The sequence below is a fragment of the Methylophaga thalassica genome, from assembly GCF_030159795.1.
Lineage (GTDB): Bacteria > Pseudomonadota > Gammaproteobacteria > Nitrosococcales > Methylophagaceae > Methylophaga > Methylophaga thalassica.
On the sequence record NZ_BSND01000010.1, the window covers coordinates 1 to 13,997 of the forward strand.

The 13,997-nt window shown below is 42.1% G+C and carries 29 protein-coding genes; all 29 read right to left on the reverse strand.

Annotated features, from left to right (window positions below):
- Positions 1–369 precede the first annotated feature (369 nt).
- Positions 370–753: a 50S ribosomal protein L17 gene (rplQ, locus tag QQL60_RS12315; protein ID WP_007144698.1), complete on the reverse strand. Its 384-nt coding sequence runs from the start codon at positions 751–753 to the stop codon at positions 370–372.
- Between the two features lie 39 nt (positions 754–792).
- Positions 793–1,776: a DNA-directed RNA polymerase subunit alpha gene (locus QQL60_RS12320; RefSeq protein ID WP_091716156.1), complete on the reverse strand. Its 984-nt coding sequence runs from the start codon at positions 1,774–1,776 to the stop codon at positions 793–795.
- A gap of 41 nt (positions 1,777–1,817) precedes the next feature.
- Positions 1,818–2,438, reverse strand: coding sequence for a 30S ribosomal protein S4 (gene rpsD, locus QQL60_RS12325; RefSeq protein WP_273271099.1), 621 nt, complete (start codon positions 2,436–2,438; stop codon positions 1,818–1,820).
- A gap of 21 nt (positions 2,439–2,459) precedes the next feature.
- Positions 2,460–2,849: a 30S ribosomal protein S11 gene (rpsK, locus tag QQL60_RS12330; RefSeq protein ID WP_007144695.1), complete on the reverse strand. Its 390-nt coding sequence runs from the start codon at positions 2,847–2,849 to the stop codon at positions 2,460–2,462.
- A gap of 9 nt (positions 2,850–2,858) precedes the next feature.
- Positions 2,859–3,212: a 30S ribosomal protein S13 gene (rpsM, locus tag QQL60_RS12335; RefSeq protein WP_007144694.1), complete on the reverse strand. Its 354-nt coding sequence runs from the start codon at positions 3,210–3,212 to the stop codon at positions 2,859–2,861.
- Between the two features lie 86 nt (positions 3,213–3,298).
- The gene (gene rpmJ / locus QQL60_RS12340; protein WP_083821451.1) at positions 3,299–3,412 is read right to left on the reverse strand and encodes a 50S ribosomal protein L36; all 114 of its coding nucleotides are present in this window, start codon (positions 3,410–3,412) and stop codon (positions 3,299–3,301) included.
- Between the two features lie 31 nt (positions 3,413–3,443).
- Positions 3,444–4,799, reverse strand: coding sequence for a preprotein translocase subunit SecY (gene secY / locus QQL60_RS12345; protein WP_007144693.1), 1,356 nt, complete (start codon positions 4,797–4,799; stop codon positions 3,444–3,446).
- A gap of 5 nt (positions 4,800–4,804) precedes the next feature.
- Positions 4,805–5,239 (reverse strand): 50S ribosomal protein L15, encoded by a 435-nt coding sequence (rplO, locus tag QQL60_RS12350; protein WP_091716151.1) that lies wholly within the window; start codon positions 5,237–5,239, stop codon positions 4,805–4,807.
- A 1-nt stretch (position 5,240) separates the two neighbouring features.
- A complete protein-coding gene (gene rpmD, locus QQL60_RS12355) occupies positions 5,241–5,429 on the reverse strand; it encodes a 50S ribosomal protein L30 (RefSeq protein ID WP_007144691.1) in 189 nt (62 codons plus the stop codon).
- A 5-nt stretch (positions 5,430–5,434) separates the two neighbouring features.
- Positions 5,435–5,947 carry a 30S ribosomal protein S5 gene (gene rpsE / locus QQL60_RS12360; RefSeq protein ID WP_007144690.1) on the reverse strand — a complete coding sequence of 171 codons (513 nt, stop codon included), beginning with the start codon at positions 5,945–5,947 and terminating at the stop codon, positions 5,435–5,437.
- 17 nt (positions 5,948–5,964) lie between these two features.
- Positions 5,965–6,318 (reverse strand): 50S ribosomal protein L18, encoded by a 354-nt coding sequence (gene rplR / locus QQL60_RS12365; protein WP_007144689.1) that lies wholly within the window; start codon positions 6,316–6,318, stop codon positions 5,965–5,967.
- Between the two features lie 12 nt (positions 6,319–6,330).
- Positions 6,331–6,864: a 50S ribosomal protein L6 gene (gene rplF / locus QQL60_RS12370; protein ID WP_007144688.1), complete on the reverse strand. Its 534-nt coding sequence runs from the start codon at positions 6,862–6,864 to the stop codon at positions 6,331–6,333.
- A 25-nt stretch (positions 6,865–6,889) separates the two neighbouring features.
- Complete coding sequence (gene rpsH, locus QQL60_RS12375) at positions 6,890–7,285, reverse strand: 30S ribosomal protein S8 (protein ID WP_007144687.1); 396 nt, start codon at positions 7,283–7,285, stop codon at positions 6,890–6,892.
- A gap of 29 nt (positions 7,286–7,314) precedes the next feature.
- A complete protein-coding gene (rpsN, locus tag QQL60_RS12380) occupies positions 7,315–7,620 on the reverse strand; it encodes a 30S ribosomal protein S14 (protein ID WP_007144686.1) in 306 nt (101 codons plus the stop codon).
- A 23-nt stretch (positions 7,621–7,643) separates the two neighbouring features.
- A complete protein-coding gene (gene rplE / locus QQL60_RS12385) occupies positions 7,644–8,183 on the reverse strand; it encodes a 50S ribosomal protein L5 (RefSeq protein WP_007144685.1) in 540 nt (179 codons plus the stop codon).
- Positions 8,184–8,205: 22 nt separating this feature from the next.
- On the reverse strand, positions 8,206–8,532 hold the full coding sequence (gene rplX, locus QQL60_RS12390) for a 50S ribosomal protein L24 (protein WP_007144684.1): 327 nt from the start codon (positions 8,530–8,532) through the stop codon (positions 8,206–8,208).
- A 12-nt stretch (positions 8,533–8,544) separates the two neighbouring features.
- A complete protein-coding gene (gene rplN / locus QQL60_RS12395; protein ID WP_007144683.1) occupies positions 8,545–8,913 on the reverse strand; it encodes a 50S ribosomal protein L14 in 369 nt (122 codons plus the stop codon).
- 28 nt (positions 8,914–8,941) lie between these two features.
- Positions 8,942–9,202 (reverse strand): 30S ribosomal protein S17, encoded by a 261-nt coding sequence (gene rpsQ, locus QQL60_RS12400; RefSeq protein ID WP_007144682.1) that lies wholly within the window; start codon positions 9,200–9,202, stop codon positions 8,942–8,944.
- A 9-nt stretch (positions 9,203–9,211) separates the two neighbouring features.
- The gene (gene rpmC, locus QQL60_RS12405; RefSeq protein ID WP_007144681.1) at positions 9,212–9,397 is read right to left on the reverse strand and encodes a 50S ribosomal protein L29; all 186 of its coding nucleotides are present in this window, start codon (positions 9,395–9,397) and stop codon (positions 9,212–9,214) included.
- On the reverse strand, positions 9,397–9,810 hold the full coding sequence (gene rplP, locus QQL60_RS12410) for a 50S ribosomal protein L16 (RefSeq protein ID WP_007144680.1): 414 nt from the start codon (positions 9,808–9,810) through the stop codon (positions 9,397–9,399). The genes rpmC and rplP overlap by 1 nt, the downstream gene beginning before the upstream one ends.
- Positions 9,811–9,821: 11 nt before the next feature.
- Positions 9,822–10,484 (reverse strand): 30S ribosomal protein S3, encoded by a 663-nt coding sequence (gene rpsC / locus QQL60_RS12415; protein ID WP_007144679.1) that lies wholly within the window; start codon positions 10,482–10,484, stop codon positions 9,822–9,824.
- Between the two features lie 12 nt (positions 10,485–10,496).
- On the reverse strand, positions 10,497–10,829 hold the full coding sequence (gene rplV / locus QQL60_RS12420; protein WP_007144678.1) for a 50S ribosomal protein L22: 333 nt from the start codon (positions 10,827–10,829) through the stop codon (positions 10,497–10,499).
- Positions 10,830–10,838: 9 nt separating this feature from the next.
- Entirely contained in the window at positions 10,839–11,114 is a 276-nt protein-coding gene (gene rpsS, locus QQL60_RS12425) for a 30S ribosomal protein S19 (protein WP_036311918.1), read from the reverse strand.
- A gap of 15 nt (positions 11,115–11,129) precedes the next feature.
- Positions 11,130–11,957 (reverse strand): 50S ribosomal protein L2, encoded by an 828-nt coding sequence (rplB, locus tag QQL60_RS12430; RefSeq protein WP_284450594.1) that lies wholly within the window; start codon positions 11,955–11,957, stop codon positions 11,130–11,132.
- Positions 11,958–11,985: 28 nt separating this feature from the next.
- Positions 11,986–12,279 (reverse strand): 50S ribosomal protein L23, encoded by a 294-nt coding sequence (rplW, locus tag QQL60_RS12435; RefSeq protein ID WP_284723498.1) that lies wholly within the window; start codon positions 12,277–12,279, stop codon positions 11,986–11,988.
- Positions 12,276–12,893: a 50S ribosomal protein L4 gene (rplD, locus tag QQL60_RS12440; RefSeq protein ID WP_007144674.1), complete on the reverse strand. Its 618-nt coding sequence runs from the start codon at positions 12,891–12,893 to the stop codon at positions 12,276–12,278. Before rplD ends, rplW begins: the two co-directional genes overlap by 4 nt.
- 22 nt (positions 12,894–12,915) lie before the next feature.
- On the reverse strand, positions 12,916–13,548 hold the full coding sequence (gene rplC, locus QQL60_RS12445) for a 50S ribosomal protein L3 (RefSeq protein WP_007144673.1): 633 nt from the start codon (positions 13,546–13,548) through the stop codon (positions 12,916–12,918).
- Positions 13,549–13,562: 14 nt separating this feature from the next.
- On the reverse strand, positions 13,563–13,877 hold the full coding sequence (gene rpsJ / locus QQL60_RS12450) for a 30S ribosomal protein S10 (RefSeq protein ID WP_007144672.1): 315 nt from the start codon (positions 13,875–13,877) through the stop codon (positions 13,563–13,565).
- A gap of 5 nt (positions 13,878–13,882) precedes the next feature.
- Positions 13,883–13,997 (reverse strand): EF-Tu C-terminal domain-related protein (locus QQL60_RS12455; protein WP_284723499.1); only part of this gene is annotated, 115 nt, incomplete at its 5' end.

Consider the following 13,997-nt stretch of genomic DNA (forward strand, 5'->3'; position numbering starts at 1 on the left):
ACTCATTTTGACGTTAGCATGTAAATACTAAGCGTCAGATCTTCTAGTGACCTAACGTAAGTACCCACACAAATTACTTGATACTATTTTGTTAAAGAGCGTTTGTTGCTGATGTTTCCTGCAACAAAGAAGCGAGAATTATACAGCTCTCTGCCAGACTGTCAACTTAATTTTTTACATTTTTTGAAACTGTAAACCTTAAGCCAAATGCCAATTCAACCAGCCTTTTCAGGCTCCCTCATCAGCAAGAGGGGCGCATATTACGCGAAGCATTTAATGTATGCAAGCGCTTTTTTAAATTAATGCTTACATAAATAAAAAAGCCGGCATAAAGCCGGCTTTTTTATTATTTTTTTAATCAGATATTGCTTATTCAGCAGCTTCTGATTCTTGTACATCTCTATCTACTAATTCTACGATTGCCATTGGTGCTTTATCACCTTGACGGAATCCTGTTTTCAGAATTCTGACATAACCGCCAGGACGGTTAGATGAACGTGGACCAATAACATTGAAAAGCTTTGTTACAGCTTCTCTATCGCCAAGTCTTGCAAAAGCTAGGCGGCGATTCGCTACAGAATCTTTTTTGCCTAAAGTAATCAGAGGCTCAACGACACCACGTAACTCTTTAGCCTTAGGCAAAGTGGTACGAATGATTTCGTGTTCAAACAAAGATGTAGCCATGTTTTTGAACATAGCCTTTCTGTGGCTGCTGTTACGATTTAATTTACGACCAGAATTACGATGACGCATTGTTGTTACCCTATTCTTTTATGCTGAATTACTTCAGTATTATTTTTGCTCTAAAGAAGCAGGTGGCCAGTTATCTAAGTGCATGCCTAATGACAAACCTTTTGAAGCCAATACTTCTTTAATTTCCGTTAATGACTTTTTACCTAAGTTCGGCGTTTTCAGCAATTCCATTTCTGTACGCTGAATTAAGTCACCTACATAATAAATATTTTCTGCTTTTAAACAGTTAGCAGATCTGACAGTCAGATCAAGATCATCAATTGCTTGCAATAATGCTGGATCAACTGCTGGTTGTTTTGGTTCAGATACACTTTCTTCAATGACTGTAAAGTCAACGAATGAAGTCAACTGATCACTTAAGATAGTTGCAGCATATTTAATACTGTCTTCAGCTTCAAGCGTACCGTCAGTTTCAACATCAATGATCAGCTTATCTAAGTCCGTGCGGTTTTCAACACGCGCACTTTCTACACTGTAAGTAACAAGACGTACAGGACTGAATGATGCGTCAAGATACAGTTGACCGATAGCACGATCTTCATCCTCACCCACATTACGAGTATTTGCTGCAGAGTAACCACGGCCTTTTGTTACTTTAAAGGTAATAGAAAGGCTACCACCAGTCAGATTTGCAATCACATGTTCAGGATTTACAATCTCGACATTATGCGGTAACTGAATATCAGCTGCCGTTACAGGGCCAACACCCTCTTTATTAAGAGTCAAGACGACTTCATTACCTTCATGAAGCTTGACCGCAATGCCTTTCATGTTAAGAAGAATATCTAAAACATCTTCTTGAACGCCATCAATAGCCGAGTACTCATGTACAACGCCATCAATCTGGGCTTCAACAACTGCGGCGCCTTCCATTGAAGACAATAAAATTCTGCGCAGTGCATTACCTAAAGTATGACCAAAGCCACGCTCTAACGGCTCAAGTACAAGACGTGTACGCGTATCACTAAACTTTTGGATATCAACAATCCTTGGTTTTAGAAATTGACTCGTGTAAGTCGTCATGCAAATTCCTCTAGTAAACTTCTATTGAAGTTTAGTTATGATTATTTCGAGTAAAGCTCTACAACCAAGTTTTCTGATAATTCGGCTGGAAGCTCATCACGTTCTGGTAAACGTTTAAACGTACCAGAAAATGCTTTTGTATTAACTTCAACCCACTCAGGAAAACCTAATTGTTCTGCAACAGACATTGCGTTTGCAATACGCTCTTGCTTTTTAGCTTTTTCACGGATTTCGACGACATCGCCTTCTTTTACTTGATAAGAAGGGATATTGGTCGCTTTTCCGTTAACCAAAATAGCTTTGTGTGAAACAAGCTGTCTTGCCTCTGCACGCGTACCAGCAAATCCCATTCTATATACAACATTATCTAAACGTTGTTCTAGCATGCTTAACAGATTGACACCTGTAGCACCTTTCTTTTGATCTGCTGATTTGTAGTAGTTACGGAATTGTTTTTCTAAAACACCATAAATACGACGAATACGTTGTTTAGCACGAAGCTGTAGTGCATAGTCTGAATCACGACCTCTACGAGCGCCATGTTGACCTGGTTTTGTTTCAATCTTGCATTTACTTTCGATTGGGTTGCCTCTGCTCTTTAGGAACAGATCCGTACCTTCTCTACGGCTTAATTTACAAGTTGGGCCACGATATTTTCCCATTATGTATTACTCCGAAATCTATTAAACGCGACGACGCTTAGGTGGACGGCAACCGTTGTGAGGAATAGGTGTAACGTCTGAAATGTTAGTAATTTTAAAACCTAAATTATTCAGAGCTCTTACAGCTGACTCACGACCTGGGCCAGGACCTTTGATTTCAACATCAAGGTTCTTCATACCAAATTCTTTAGCAACTTCTCCTGCTTTTTCAGCAGCAACCTGAGCTGCGAAAGGAGTGCTTTTACGTGAACCGCGGAAACCACAACCACCAGATGTTGCCCATGACAAGGCATTACCTTGACGATCCGTTATAGTAACGATTGTGTTGTTAAAAGAAGCGTGCACGTGTGCTACGCCATCAACAACATTCTTTTTTACACGTTTACGTTGTCGTGCTGATGAATTTGCCATCGTTTATCCTTACTTAACCATACGGCGAGGACCTTTACGAGTCCTTGCATTTGTTTTAGTTCTTTGGCCGCGAACCGGAAGACCTCTACGGTGGCGAACACCACGGAAACAACCAAGGTCTTTCAACCGTTTGATATCCATAGATACTTCACGACGTAAATCACCTTCTACGGTGAATTTTGCAACTTCGGTACGAAGCACTTCAACTTCCTGCTCAGACAAATCTCTTACTTTCGTGTCTGGAGCAATTCCAGCAGCTTCACAGATTGATTGAGCACGTGTGCGTCCGATACCGTAAATTGATGTTAAAGCAATTACAGTGTGCTTCTGCACAGGAACATTAATACCAGCTATACGAGCCATTGATTTACCCTAAATTCCTCAGGAGTGAACATTGAATTGTAACATACAATTGTTTTGTTCAACAACTAACTAAAGATATTCGCCAATTAACCTTGGCGCTGTTTATGACGAGCTTCTGAACAAATAACTCGTAAAACACCATTTCTTTTTACAATTTTACAATTGCGACAAATCTTTTTAACTGACGCCTGAACTTTCATGTTTTTTCTCCAGCAAACCTTGTTCGTGGTTCTAGCCTAAAAAGCCAGACATCCCACCATTATTTTTATTTGACTTTCTCATCAAACTTTCATACTGCTGAGACATCATGTGAGACTGGACTTGAGAAACAAAATCCATCACCACGACAACGATAATCAGCAGAGATGTACCACCAAAATAGAAAGGCACACTCCAATATAAAATCAGAAACTCTGGCAGCAAACACACCGCAGTAATATATATGGCACCAGCAAGGGTTAAACGCCCCATCACTGTGTCGATATATCTCGCTGTCTGCTCGCCTGGACGAATACCAGGAATAAAAGCGCCAGACTTCTGTAAGTTCTCTGCCGTTTCTTTAGGATTAAACACTAAGGCAGTGTAGAAGAAACAGAAGAAAACAATCGCTACAGCATAAGCCATAACATACATAGGTTGACCAGGAGACATCAGTGTTGATATATCCTTCAACCAGCCCATACCATCAGTCGAGCCAAACCAGCCGGCTATTGTAGCAGGAAACAGTATGATACTTGAAGCAAAAATTGGGGGTATTACACCTGCCATGTTCAATTTCAATGGGAGATGCGTTACCTGACCAGCAATCATTTTTCTGCCTTGCTGACGTTTTGCGTAATGTACAGGTATACGACGCTGTGCTCTTTCGACAAAAACAACAAACGCAGTAACAGCCAATGCCAAGAAAATCAGAGCAATTACTAAGAAAGCGTGAAGTTGTCCAGTTCTTGCCAATTCTAATGTGCCGCCTACCGCTGCGGGTAAACCAGCTACAATACCTGCAAAGATAATCAGTGAAATACCATTACCAATGCCACGCTCAGTAATCTGCTCGCCAAGCCACATCAGGAACATTGTTCCCGTCACCAGTGTAATCACGGCAGTTATACGAAACACAAAACCAGGGTCGATAACGACATTAACGCCTGAAGCACTTTGTGATTCCAATGCTATTGCGATACCAAGTGCCTGGAAGGTAGCTAAAACAAGTGTGCCGTAACGTGTATATTGAGTAATCTTTCTTTTTCCAGCCGCACCTTCTTTTTTCAGTTGTTCAAGTTTCGGATGAACAACTGTTAAAAGCTGCATGATAATCGATGCAGAGATGTATGGCATGATACCGAGGGCAAAAACAGACAAACGCTGCAAGGCACCACCTGAAAACATGTTAAACATGTCTAAGATGGTTCCTTTTTGCTGTTCAAACATGATCGCTAATGCCGCCGGATCTATACCTGGAACAGGCATAAATGTTCCCATACGGTAAACGATTAATGCACCCAAAACGAAAAGCAGGCGACTTTTTAACTCGCCAAACTTACCGCTTCCGAGCATAGCTGCAGCAGCTTGTTGTCTGTTTTTTTCCACTTATATTACTCTTCGACTTTTCCGCCTGCAGCCTCAATCGCACTTTTTGCGCCTGCGGTTGCAACAATGCCTTTCAAATTAACTGCAGATTTAACTTCACCTGAGTTAATGACTTTCACACGCAATGTGTTTTCTGGGACTAGTCCAGCAGATTTCAGTGCTAACAAATCGATTGTATCTGCCGTAACTTTTTTCAGATCGTCTAAACGAATCTGAGCAGTTGTACGACCTACACGCGAACTGAAACCCACTTTAGGCAGACGACGTTGTAAAGGCATCTGACCGCCTTCAAAACCTCTTTTATGAAATCCACCAGAGCGTGATTTCTGACCTTTGTGACCACGGCCACAGGTTTTGCCTAAACCAGATCCTATACCACGTCCAACACGTTTTGCTGATTTTTTTTCACCTTCAGCAGGAGCAAGTGTATTTAGGTTCATCTTAAACTTCCTCAACCTTTAATAAATACGATACATGATTGATCATGCCTCGATTTTCAGGTGTATCCAGCACGATGGCACTGCTTCCAGTTTTTCTAAGACCTAAACCAGATACACATGCTTTATGTTTTGCTAGACGACCAATGGTACTTTTCACCAAGGTGACTTTCAATTTAGCTTGTGATGACATCTTTATTATTCCGTAATCTCTTCAACTGTCTTACCACGTTTGGCAGCAATTGCTTCAGGATTATTCATATCAGTTAACCCTTTAATTGTTGCACGAACAACATTAAGTGGGTTAGTTGATCCATTTGACTTAGCCAATACGTTATGTACACCTACGGCATCGAATACTGCACGCATCGCACCACCGGCAATAACACCCGTACCTTCAGATGCAGGTTGCATGAATACTTTTGCTGCACCATGACTAGATTTAACTGCGTGCTGCAGTGTATCGCCTTTCAGAGCAACAGTTTTCATGTTTTTGCGAGCTTCATCCATTGCTTTTTGGATTGCGACAGGCACTTCACGAGCTTTACCTTGGCCGAAACCAACGCGGCCGTTTCCATCACCGACAACAGTCAAAGCAGAGAAACCAAATACGCGACCGCCTTTTACAACTTTAGCAACGCGACGAATACCAACTAATTTTTCAATTAAGCCATCAGAGTTATTGGCTTGTCTTTGATCATTCTGAGCCATGTTAATTACCTTTTAAATTAGAACTGAAGGCCGTTTTCACGGGCTGCATCAGCTAATGCTTTTACACGACCATGGTATCTAAAACCTGAACGATCGAAAGCGACTTCAGTAACACCTTGCTTAGCAGCACGCTCTGCAATAGCTTTACCTACAGCTGTTGCTGCATCAATATTGCCTGTAGCTTTAAGGTCTTTTTTCACTTCAGCATCTAAAGTCGATGCAGTAGCGATAACTTTAGAACTGTCATGAGTCAGAACTTGTGCGTAGATATGGCGAGGCGTTCTGTGAACAGTTAGTCTATATACTTCTAACTCTCTCAGCTTTGCACGCGCTCTAGCCGCTCTACGTAAACGTGAAATTTTCTTATCCATTTTTCAGCCTATTTACTTTTTCTTAGCTTCTTTACGAGCAACATGTTCGTCAGAATAACGTACACCTTTACCTTTATAAGGTTCAGGTGAACGGTATGCGCGAATTTCTGCTGCAACCTGACCAACAGCTTGCTTATCAGCACCCGAGACAACGATTTCTGTCTGACTTGGAGTTTCAACACTAATACCTTCTGGTACTTCGTATTGAACAGGGTGAGAAAAGCCTAGGGTTAGATCTAATTTGTTGCCTTGAGCTTTAGCACGGTAACCAACACCGACCAGAGTCAGCTTCTTAACAAAGCCTTCTGTAACGCCAATAACCATGTTATTGAGTAATGCGCGGGTTGTACCAGCTAAAGCAACTGCAGCTTGTGAATTAACATTTGCTGCAAATTTCAAAGCTGAATCTTCTTGGCTGACGCTAACATCAGGGTGAATATTACGTGTTAATGTTCCTTTTGAACCTTTAACCGTAACTTCTGTATCACTCAGTGAAATTTCTACGCCTGCCGGAATTTGTACTGGTGCATTTGCAATACGTGACATTTTACAATCTCCAATAAATAAAGGCTTAGCTAACAGCGCACAAAACTTCGCCGCCTTGACCTAAGGCGCGAGCTTTACGGTCAGCCATTACACCTTTAGATGTAGACACGATAGCAACACCTAAACCACCAACGACACGTGGCAATTCATCAGCTGATTTGTATACACGCAAACCAGGACGACTAACACGGTTAATTTCAGCGATTACAGGTTTACCCTCAAAATATTTAAGAGTGACTGTCAAGATTGATTTACCTTCTACATCACTCACATTGAATGATGAGATGTAACCTTCATCTTCTAGTACTTTTGCAATGCTAATCTTTACCTTAGATGAAGGCATTTTCACATCGACTTTGTTTGCTTGCTGTGCATTACGAATGCGAGTCAGCATATCAGCAATAGGATCTGTCATACTCATTTATATAGCTCCACTAATCAGGTTGGTAATTACCAACTAGCCATTACCAAACCAGGGATATCGCCCTTCATTGCATGCTCGCGCAGCTTATTTCTGGACAAACCAAATTTACGGTAATAACCGTGTGGTCTACCCGTTAATTCACAACGATTTCTCATGCGTACAGGACTTGAATTACGTGGAAGCGCGTGGAACTTTGTTGCCGCTGCTTCACGTTGTTCAGCAGGTAGAGACATATCCAACATTTGTTTCTTTAATTCCGCACGTTTTGCAGCGTATTTTTCAACCAGTTTCGCTCTTTTGATTTCGCGATTAATCATGCAACGTTTAGCCATAATCTTTTACCATCCAACCTTGTTTATTTTCTAAATGGAAACTTGAATGCAGTTAACAAAGCACGTGATTCTTCAGCATTTTTTGCTGTTGTTGTGATGGTCACATCCATACCACGTAATTTATCGATTCTGTCATATTCAATTTCTGGGAAGATAATTTGCTCTTTAATCCCCATACTATAGTTTCCCTGACCATCAAAAGACTTCGGATTTAAACCACGAAAATCTCTGATACGAGGAATTGAAATGGTAATCAGACGGTCAAGAAAGTCATACATGCGGTCAGCACGTAATGTCACTTTACATCCGATCGGCCAGCCTTCACGTACTTTAAAGCCTGCAACTGATTTCTTTGCTTTTGTAACAACTGGCTTTTGACCGGCAATTTTTTCCATGTCAGCCATTGCATTCTCAAGCACTTTCTTATCAGTTAATGCTTCACCAACACCCATATTCAGAGTGATTTTTGTGATGCGCGGCACTTCCATTACTGACTTATAGCTAAACTCGTCTTGTAACTGTTTAACTACTGTTTCACGATAATAATCTTTTAATCTGCTCACTGTGTTTTACCTAATACGAAGCTCAAGCGCTTACAACTTCGCCATTTGATTTGAAGAAGCGGACTTTTTTTCCATCTTCCAGCACTTTAAATCCTACTTTATCGCCCTTGCCAGTAGCAGGGTTTAATAAAGCCAGATTCGACCCATCAATCGGCATTTCTTTTTCTAAAATGCCACCTGTGCGACCTAGAGCCGGATTGGGTTTTTGATGTTTTTTGACTAAGTTAATGCCTTGTACGACAAACTTAACTTTTCCATCTTTCTCAATACGGCTTAAGATTTCGCCTTGTTTACCACGATCTTTGCCTGTTAATACAACAACTTGATCGCCTTTTTTCAATCTTTCCATCTCAGCGCTCCTTTATAGTACTTCTGGTGCCAGAGAAATAATCTTCATGAACTTTTCACCACGTAGTTCACGTGTAACTGGTCCAAAAATACGCGTACCGATTGGCTGCTGAGCCGCGTTCAGAAGTACTGCAGCATTTTCGTCAAAACGAATTACTGAACCATCTGGACGACGAACACCTTTACGTGTTCTTACGATAACTGCGTTATGAACAGTACCTTTCTTAACCTTACCGCGAGGGGCAGCTTCTTTGATTGTCACTTTAATGACATCACCGATACCTGCGTAGCGTTTATGCGAACCGCCCAACACTTTGATACATTCTACTCGTCTGGCACCGCTATTATCAGCGACTTCCAGACTACTTTGCATTTGAATCATGGTCTAAACTCCAAACTGAATAGTTGCTTTATTTCGCACGATCGATGATTTCGACCAACTTCCAGCACTTTGTCTTAGACTGTGGGCGAGTTGAGGCAACACTGACGGTATCACCAATGTTACATTCATTATTTTCATCATGAACATGTAACTTGGTAGAACGTCTTACATATTTTTTATAGATCGGATGGGCAACTCTACGTTCGATCAGAACGGTAATTGTTTTGTCCATCTTGTCACTAATGACACGACCGGTTAACGAACGTGCTGTACTTTGCTGATCACTCATTTCCGTGCCCTATCTCTTTTCGTTCAATACAGTCTTAATGCGAGCAATATCTCTACGTACACGTTGTAATTCACTGTTACGTGTTAATTGCCCAGTTGCATTCTGCATACGCAGATTAAACTGCTCTTTATGCAACTCACCTAGTTCTTTCACTAGATCTTCAGTTGTCTTTTGTCTAATTTCGCTTGCTTTCATTACAGTATCGCCCGCGTTACAAATGTGGTTTTAACGGGAAGTTTTGCTGCTGCCAGACGGAATGCTTCACGTGCAATCTCTTCAGACACACCTTCCATTTCATAGAGCATACGACCTGGTTGCACATTTGCTACCCAGTATTCTACGTTACCCTTACCTTTACCTTGACGAACTTCCAACGGTTTGCTGGAAATTGGTTTGTCAGGAAATACGCGAATCCAGATTTTACCGCCACGTTTAATGTGACGAGTCATTGCTCTACGAGCAGCCTCAATCTGACGCGCTGTAATACGTCCACGCTCAAGAGATTTTAAACCAAACTCACCGAAGCTAACTTTTGCTCCACGGTGGGCAAGACCTCTATTGCGCAGCTTCTGCTGCTTTCTAAATTTCGTTCTTTTTGGCTGTAACATTGGTTATAACCTTATTTTTCAGCTGCAGGTGTGTTTTGAGCATTTGTGTCAAAAACTTCACCTTTAAAAATCCAAACTTTGACACCGATGATACCGTAAGTCGTTTTAGCTTCCGCTGTACCATAGTCGATGTCAGCACGTAATGTATGTAAAGGCACACGACCTTCACGGTACCATTCTGTACGTGCGATTTCTGCTCCGTTCAGACGACCTGCAACATTAATACGAATACCTTCAGCACCTAAGCGCATTGTGTTTGTCACTGCACGTTTCATTGCACGACGGAACATAATACGACGCTCAAGTTGCTGCGCTACACTTTCAGCAACTAATGTTGCATCTAGTTCAGGCTTACGAATTTCTTCAACGCCCACATTGACAGGAACACCCATCAGTTTTGACGCTTCTTGACGCAACTTATCGATATCTTCGCCTTTTTTGCCAATAACAATACCCGGACGTGCTGTATGGATAGTGATTTTGGCAGTTTTGGCTGGTCTATCAATCTGGATCTTACTGACTGAAGCATGTGATAACTTTTGTTTAAGAAAATCACGTACTTTAAGATCATTGCTCAGCATATTTGAAAAATCTGCTGAATCGGCATACCAGATCGAATTCCAATCTTTAATTATACCAAGTCTAAAACCTGTTGGGTGAACCTTTTGTCCCATAAGTCTGCTCTCTTACTTCTCGTCTACAACCACAGTAATGTGGCTGGTGCGTTTAAGAATACGGTTGCCGCGGCCTTTAGCGCGAGCCTGCATACGTTTCATGGTAGGACCTTCGTCAACCATAACTGCTGAAACGACTAATTCGTCGATGTCGGCACCGTCATTATGTTCAGCGTTAGCGATCGCTGAGTCCAGCACGCCTTTCATAAGCTCTGCAGCTTTTTTAGGACTGAACGCGAGTAGATTGATTGCTCTTTCTACTGGCAAACCTCTGATTTGATCTGCAACCAAGCGCACCTTTTGTGCGGAAATGCGTGCGTAGCTGAGTTTAGCTTTTGTAGCCATATCTTAACCTTACCGTTTAGATTTCTTGTCAGCGGCATGACCTTTAAAGGTGCGAGTTGGTGAGAACTCACCCAACTTATGCCCAACCATATCTTCTGTAACAAACACGGGTACGTGTTGACGACCGTTATGAACGGCAATTGTTAAACCGATCATATCTGGAGAAATCATCGAACGACGTGACCAAGTTTTAATCGGACGTTTGTTATCAGTTTCTCTCGCTTCCAAGACCTTCTTTTCAAGGTGCTGGTCTATAAAAGGACCTTTTTTAATTGAACGCGGCATAGGATTCCCTAAATCTTATTTACGATTACGACGGCGTACGATCATATTGTCTGTACGCTTGTTTTTACGTGTCTTGTAGCCTTTAGTAGGCACACCCCAAGGTGTCACAGGATGACGACCACCAGATGTACGACCTTCACCACCACCATGTGGGTGATCAACCGGGTTCATTACAACACCACGTACTGTAGGACGAATACCACGCCAGCGTGTAGCACCCGCTTTACCTAATGAACGAAGAGAATGTTCACCGTTACCTACTTCACCCATTGTTGCTTTACAGTCTAATGGTACTTTGCGCATTTCACCGCTACGTAGGCGGATAGTGGCATAACCATTTTCACGGGCAACAAACTGAGCGCTGCTACCAGCACTACGTGCTAACTGAGCACCTTTGCCTGGTTTAAGCTCAATACAATGCACTGTGCTACCCAGCGGGATTGCAGATAATTTCAATGCATTACCAGCACGGATTGCAGCATCTTCACCTGACTCAAGACGGTCACCTGCTACAACACCTTTTGGTGCGATGATGTAACGCTTTTCACCGTCAACATAGGTCAGTAAAGCAATATGTGCAGTACGATTTGGATCGTATTCAATTCTTTCTACTACTGCTGGGATACCGTCTTTGTTACGTTTAAAGTCAATTAAACGGTAACGTTGTTTATGGCCACCACCACGGTGACGCACGGTAATACGACCAGCGTTATTACGACCGCCAGACTTAGATTTCTTTTCAACTAACGGCGCATATGGTTGGCCGTTATGTAAGTCAGGTGTACTGACTTGAACAACGAATCTACGTCCAGCTGATGTAGGTTTAGCCTTTTTTAATGCCATTCCTGATTCCTCACACGTATTCTATTTTCTATTCGCCAAGGAAGTTGAGATCAGCACCATCAGCTAATGTCACATAGGCTTTTTTCCAGTCACTACGTTTGCCCATTACTCGGCCTGTACGTTTGACTTTGCCTTTAACATTAGTTGTGGTTACTGCTGCAACTTTCACATCAAACAAGGTTTCAACAGCTTGTTTAATTTCGACTTTGTTGGCATTAGGTAATACTTTAAGTACAACCTGATTATTGTTTTCTGCAACACGTGATGCTTTCTCAGCAACCACGGGTCCTAGAATAATTTTTGTTATGCGTTCTGAGTTCATGCGTATGACTCCTCTAGTTTACGAATAGAGTCTTCGCTCATGACGACTTTTTCAAAGCGCAACAATGCAACTGGGTTGATGTGCGCCGCATCAGTCGCTGCAATGTCATATAAATTGCGCGATGCTAATGCCAAGTTGCCAGCAGCATTCTCAGTTACGATTAATGCATTAGACACACCCAAACTTTCAGTTTTGCTTAGCAAATCTTTAGTTTTTGGTGAGTCAACTTCAACTTTGTCGACAACGATCAATGCATCATTACGACGTAACTCAGACAGAATCACAGCTAACGCTGAACGATACATTTTACGGTTAACTTTTTTGCTGTAATCGCGATTAGTTGCAGCAAAAGTTTTACCACCTGAGCGCCATAATGGGCTACGGATTGTACCAGCACGAGCTCTACCACTACCTTTTTGTGAAAAAGGTTTACGGCCACCACCACTCACATCAGAGCGTGATTTTTGTGCATGTGTACCACTACGAGCACCAGCCAAGTATGCAGTAACAACTTGGTGAACTAATGACTCATTATACTCACGGTCAAATAAAGCATCAGAAACAGTAATGTTTCCTGCCTTTTTGCCGTCAAATGATTGTAATTGAAGATCCACGTTTATTCCCCTAAGAATCTTACTAGGCTTTTACAGCCGGGCGGATAATCACATCGCTTCCTGTAGCGCCGGGCACAGAGCCTTTGACTAACAGTAAATTGCGCTCTGAATCCACCTTAACGATTGACAGGTTTTGAAGGGTACGTTTTTTGTCACCCATGTGTCCGGCCATTCTCTTGCCTTTGAAAACACGACCAGGCGTTTGACATTGACCGATTGAACCAGGTGCTCTGTGTGACAAAGAGTTACCATGAGTAGCATCACCACCACGGAATCCATAGCGTTTTACAACACCAGCGAAACCTTTACCTTTAGTGACACCAGAAACGTCAATCTTCTGTCCGTCTTCAAAAATATCAACTTTCAATTCTGAACCTAGTGCTAAGTCATTTAGTTCATCAACTCTGAACTCCATAACTTTACGACCAGCTGCAGCTTGCGCTTTTGCAAAGTGACCAGCCTGAGGCTTAGTAACACGTGATGCTTTACGCTCACCAACTGTAAGTTGAATAGCGTTATAACCATCTGTGTCGATAGTCTTAAGCTGACTTACACGATTTGGTTCTACTTCAATTACCGTTACTGGCGTAGAAACACCATCTTCAGAGAAGATGCGTGTCATACCACGCTTACGGCCGATGAGTCCGATAGTCATTGACCCAGCCCCTCTTAATTCAACTTAATCTGGACATCAACGCCGGCGGCGAGATCCAGTTTCATTAAAGCATCTACTGTTTTATCAGTAGGCTCAACAATATCCATAAGACGTTTGTGAGTACGAATTTCGTACTGTTCACGAGCATCTTTGTTCACGTGTGGTGAAATCAATACTGTGAAACGCTCTTTTTTGGTAGGCAACGGAATTGGACCGTTAATACGTGCACCAGTGCGTTTTGCAGTTTCAACAATTTCTTTTGCTGATTGATCAATCAAACGATGATCAAATGATTTCAGCCTAATTCTAATAGTTTGCGTTGCTGCCATTTCTATTACTCAACGATTTTACTAACGACACCGGCACCAACAGTGCGGCCGCCTTCACGAATAGCAAAACGTAACCCTTCTTCCATCGCAATCGGTGCAATTAAAGTTACGTCCATCTTA

What these genes read in the sequence shown, in the direction of transcription:
- rplQ (WP_007144698.1), bottom strand. Translation starts at nt 753, where the DNA reads ATGCGTCATCGTAATTCTGGTCGTAAATTAAATCGTAACAGCAGCCAC.
- QQL60_RS12320 (WP_091716156.1), bottom strand. Translation starts at nt 1,776, where the DNA reads ATGACGACTTACACGAGTCAATTTCTAAAACCAAGGATTGTTGATATC.
- rpsD (WP_273271099.1), bottom strand. Translation starts at nt 2,438, where the DNA reads ATGGGAAAATATCGTGGCCCAACTTGTAAATTAAGCCGTAGAGAAGGT.
- rpsK (WP_007144695.1), bottom strand. Translation starts at nt 2,849, where the DNA reads ATGGCAAATTCATCAGCACGACAACGTAAACGTGTAAAAAAGAATGTT.
- rpsM (WP_007144694.1), bottom strand. Translation starts at nt 3,212, where the DNA reads ATGGCTCGTATAGCTGGTATTAATGTTCCTGTGCAGAAGCACACTGTA.
- rpmJ (WP_083821451.1), bottom strand. Translation starts at nt 3,412, where the DNA reads ATGAAAGTTCAGGCGTCAGTTAAAAAGATTTGTCGCAATTGTAAAATT.
- rplO (WP_091716151.1), bottom strand. Translation starts at nt 5,239, where the DNA reads ATGAACCTAAATACACTTGCTCCTGCTGAAGGTGAAAAAAAATCAGCA.
- rpmD (WP_007144691.1), bottom strand. Translation starts at nt 5,429, where the DNA reads ATGTCATCACAAGCTAAATTGAAAGTCACCTTGGTGAAAAGTACCATT.
- rpsE (WP_007144690.1), bottom strand. Translation starts at nt 5,947, where the DNA reads ATGGCTCAGAATGATCAAAGACAAGCCAATAACTCTGATGGCTTAATT.
- rplR (WP_007144689.1), bottom strand. Translation starts at nt 6,318, where the DNA reads ATGGATAAGAAAATTTCACGTTTACGTAGAGCGGCTAGAGCGCGTGCA.
- rplF (WP_007144688.1), bottom strand. Translation starts at nt 6,864, where the DNA reads ATGTCACGTATTGCAAATGCACCAGTACAAATTCCGGCAGGCGTAGAA.
- rpsH (WP_007144687.1), bottom strand. Translation starts at nt 7,285, where the DNA reads ATGAGTATGACAGATCCTATTGCTGATATGCTGACTCGCATTCGTAAT.
- rpsN (WP_007144686.1), bottom strand. Translation starts at nt 7,620, where the DNA reads ATGGCTAAACGTTGCATGATTAATCGCGAAATCAAAAGAGCGAAACTG.
- rplX (WP_007144684.1), bottom strand. Translation starts at nt 8,532, where the DNA reads ATGGAAAGATTGAAAAAAGGCGATCAAGTTGTTGTATTAACAGGCAAA.
- rplN (WP_007144683.1), bottom strand. Translation starts at nt 8,913, where the DNA reads ATGATTCAAATGCAAAGTAGTCTGGAAGTCGCTGATAATAGCGGTGCC.
- rpsQ (WP_007144682.1), bottom strand. Translation starts at nt 9,202, where the DNA reads ATGAGTGATCAGCAAAGTACAGCACGTTCGTTAACCGGTCGTGTCATT.
- rpmC (WP_007144681.1), bottom strand. Translation starts at nt 9,397, where the DNA reads ATGAAAGCAAGCGAAATTAGACAAAAGACAACTGAAGATCTAGTGAAA.
- rplP (WP_007144680.1), bottom strand. Translation starts at nt 9,810, where the DNA reads ATGTTACAGCCAAAAAGAACGAAATTTAGAAAGCAGCAGAAGCTGCGC.
- rpsC (WP_007144679.1), bottom strand. Translation starts at nt 10,484, where the DNA reads ATGGGACAAAAGGTTCACCCAACAGGTTTTAGACTTGGTATAATTAAA.
- rplV (WP_007144678.1), bottom strand. Translation starts at nt 10,829, where the DNA reads ATGGCTACAAAAGCTAAACTCAGCTACGCACGCATTTCCGCACAAAAG.
- rpsS (WP_036311918.1), bottom strand. Translation starts at nt 11,114, where the DNA reads ATGCCGCGTTCAATTAAAAAAGGTCCTTTTATAGACCAGCACCTTGAA.
- rplB (WP_284450594.1), bottom strand. Translation starts at nt 11,957, where the DNA reads ATGGCATTAAAAAAGGCTAAACCTACATCAGCTGGACGTAGATTCGTT.
- rplW (WP_284723498.1), bottom strand. Translation starts at nt 12,279, where the DNA reads ATGAACTCAGAACGCATAACAAAAATTATTCTAGGACCCGTGGTTGCT.
- rplC (WP_007144673.1), bottom strand. Translation starts at nt 13,548, where the DNA reads ATGACTATCGGACTCATCGGCCGTAAGCGTGGTATGACACGCATCTTC.
- rpsJ (WP_007144672.1), bottom strand. Translation starts at nt 13,877, where the DNA reads ATGGCAGCAACGCAAACTATTAGAATTAGGCTGAAATCATTTGATCAT.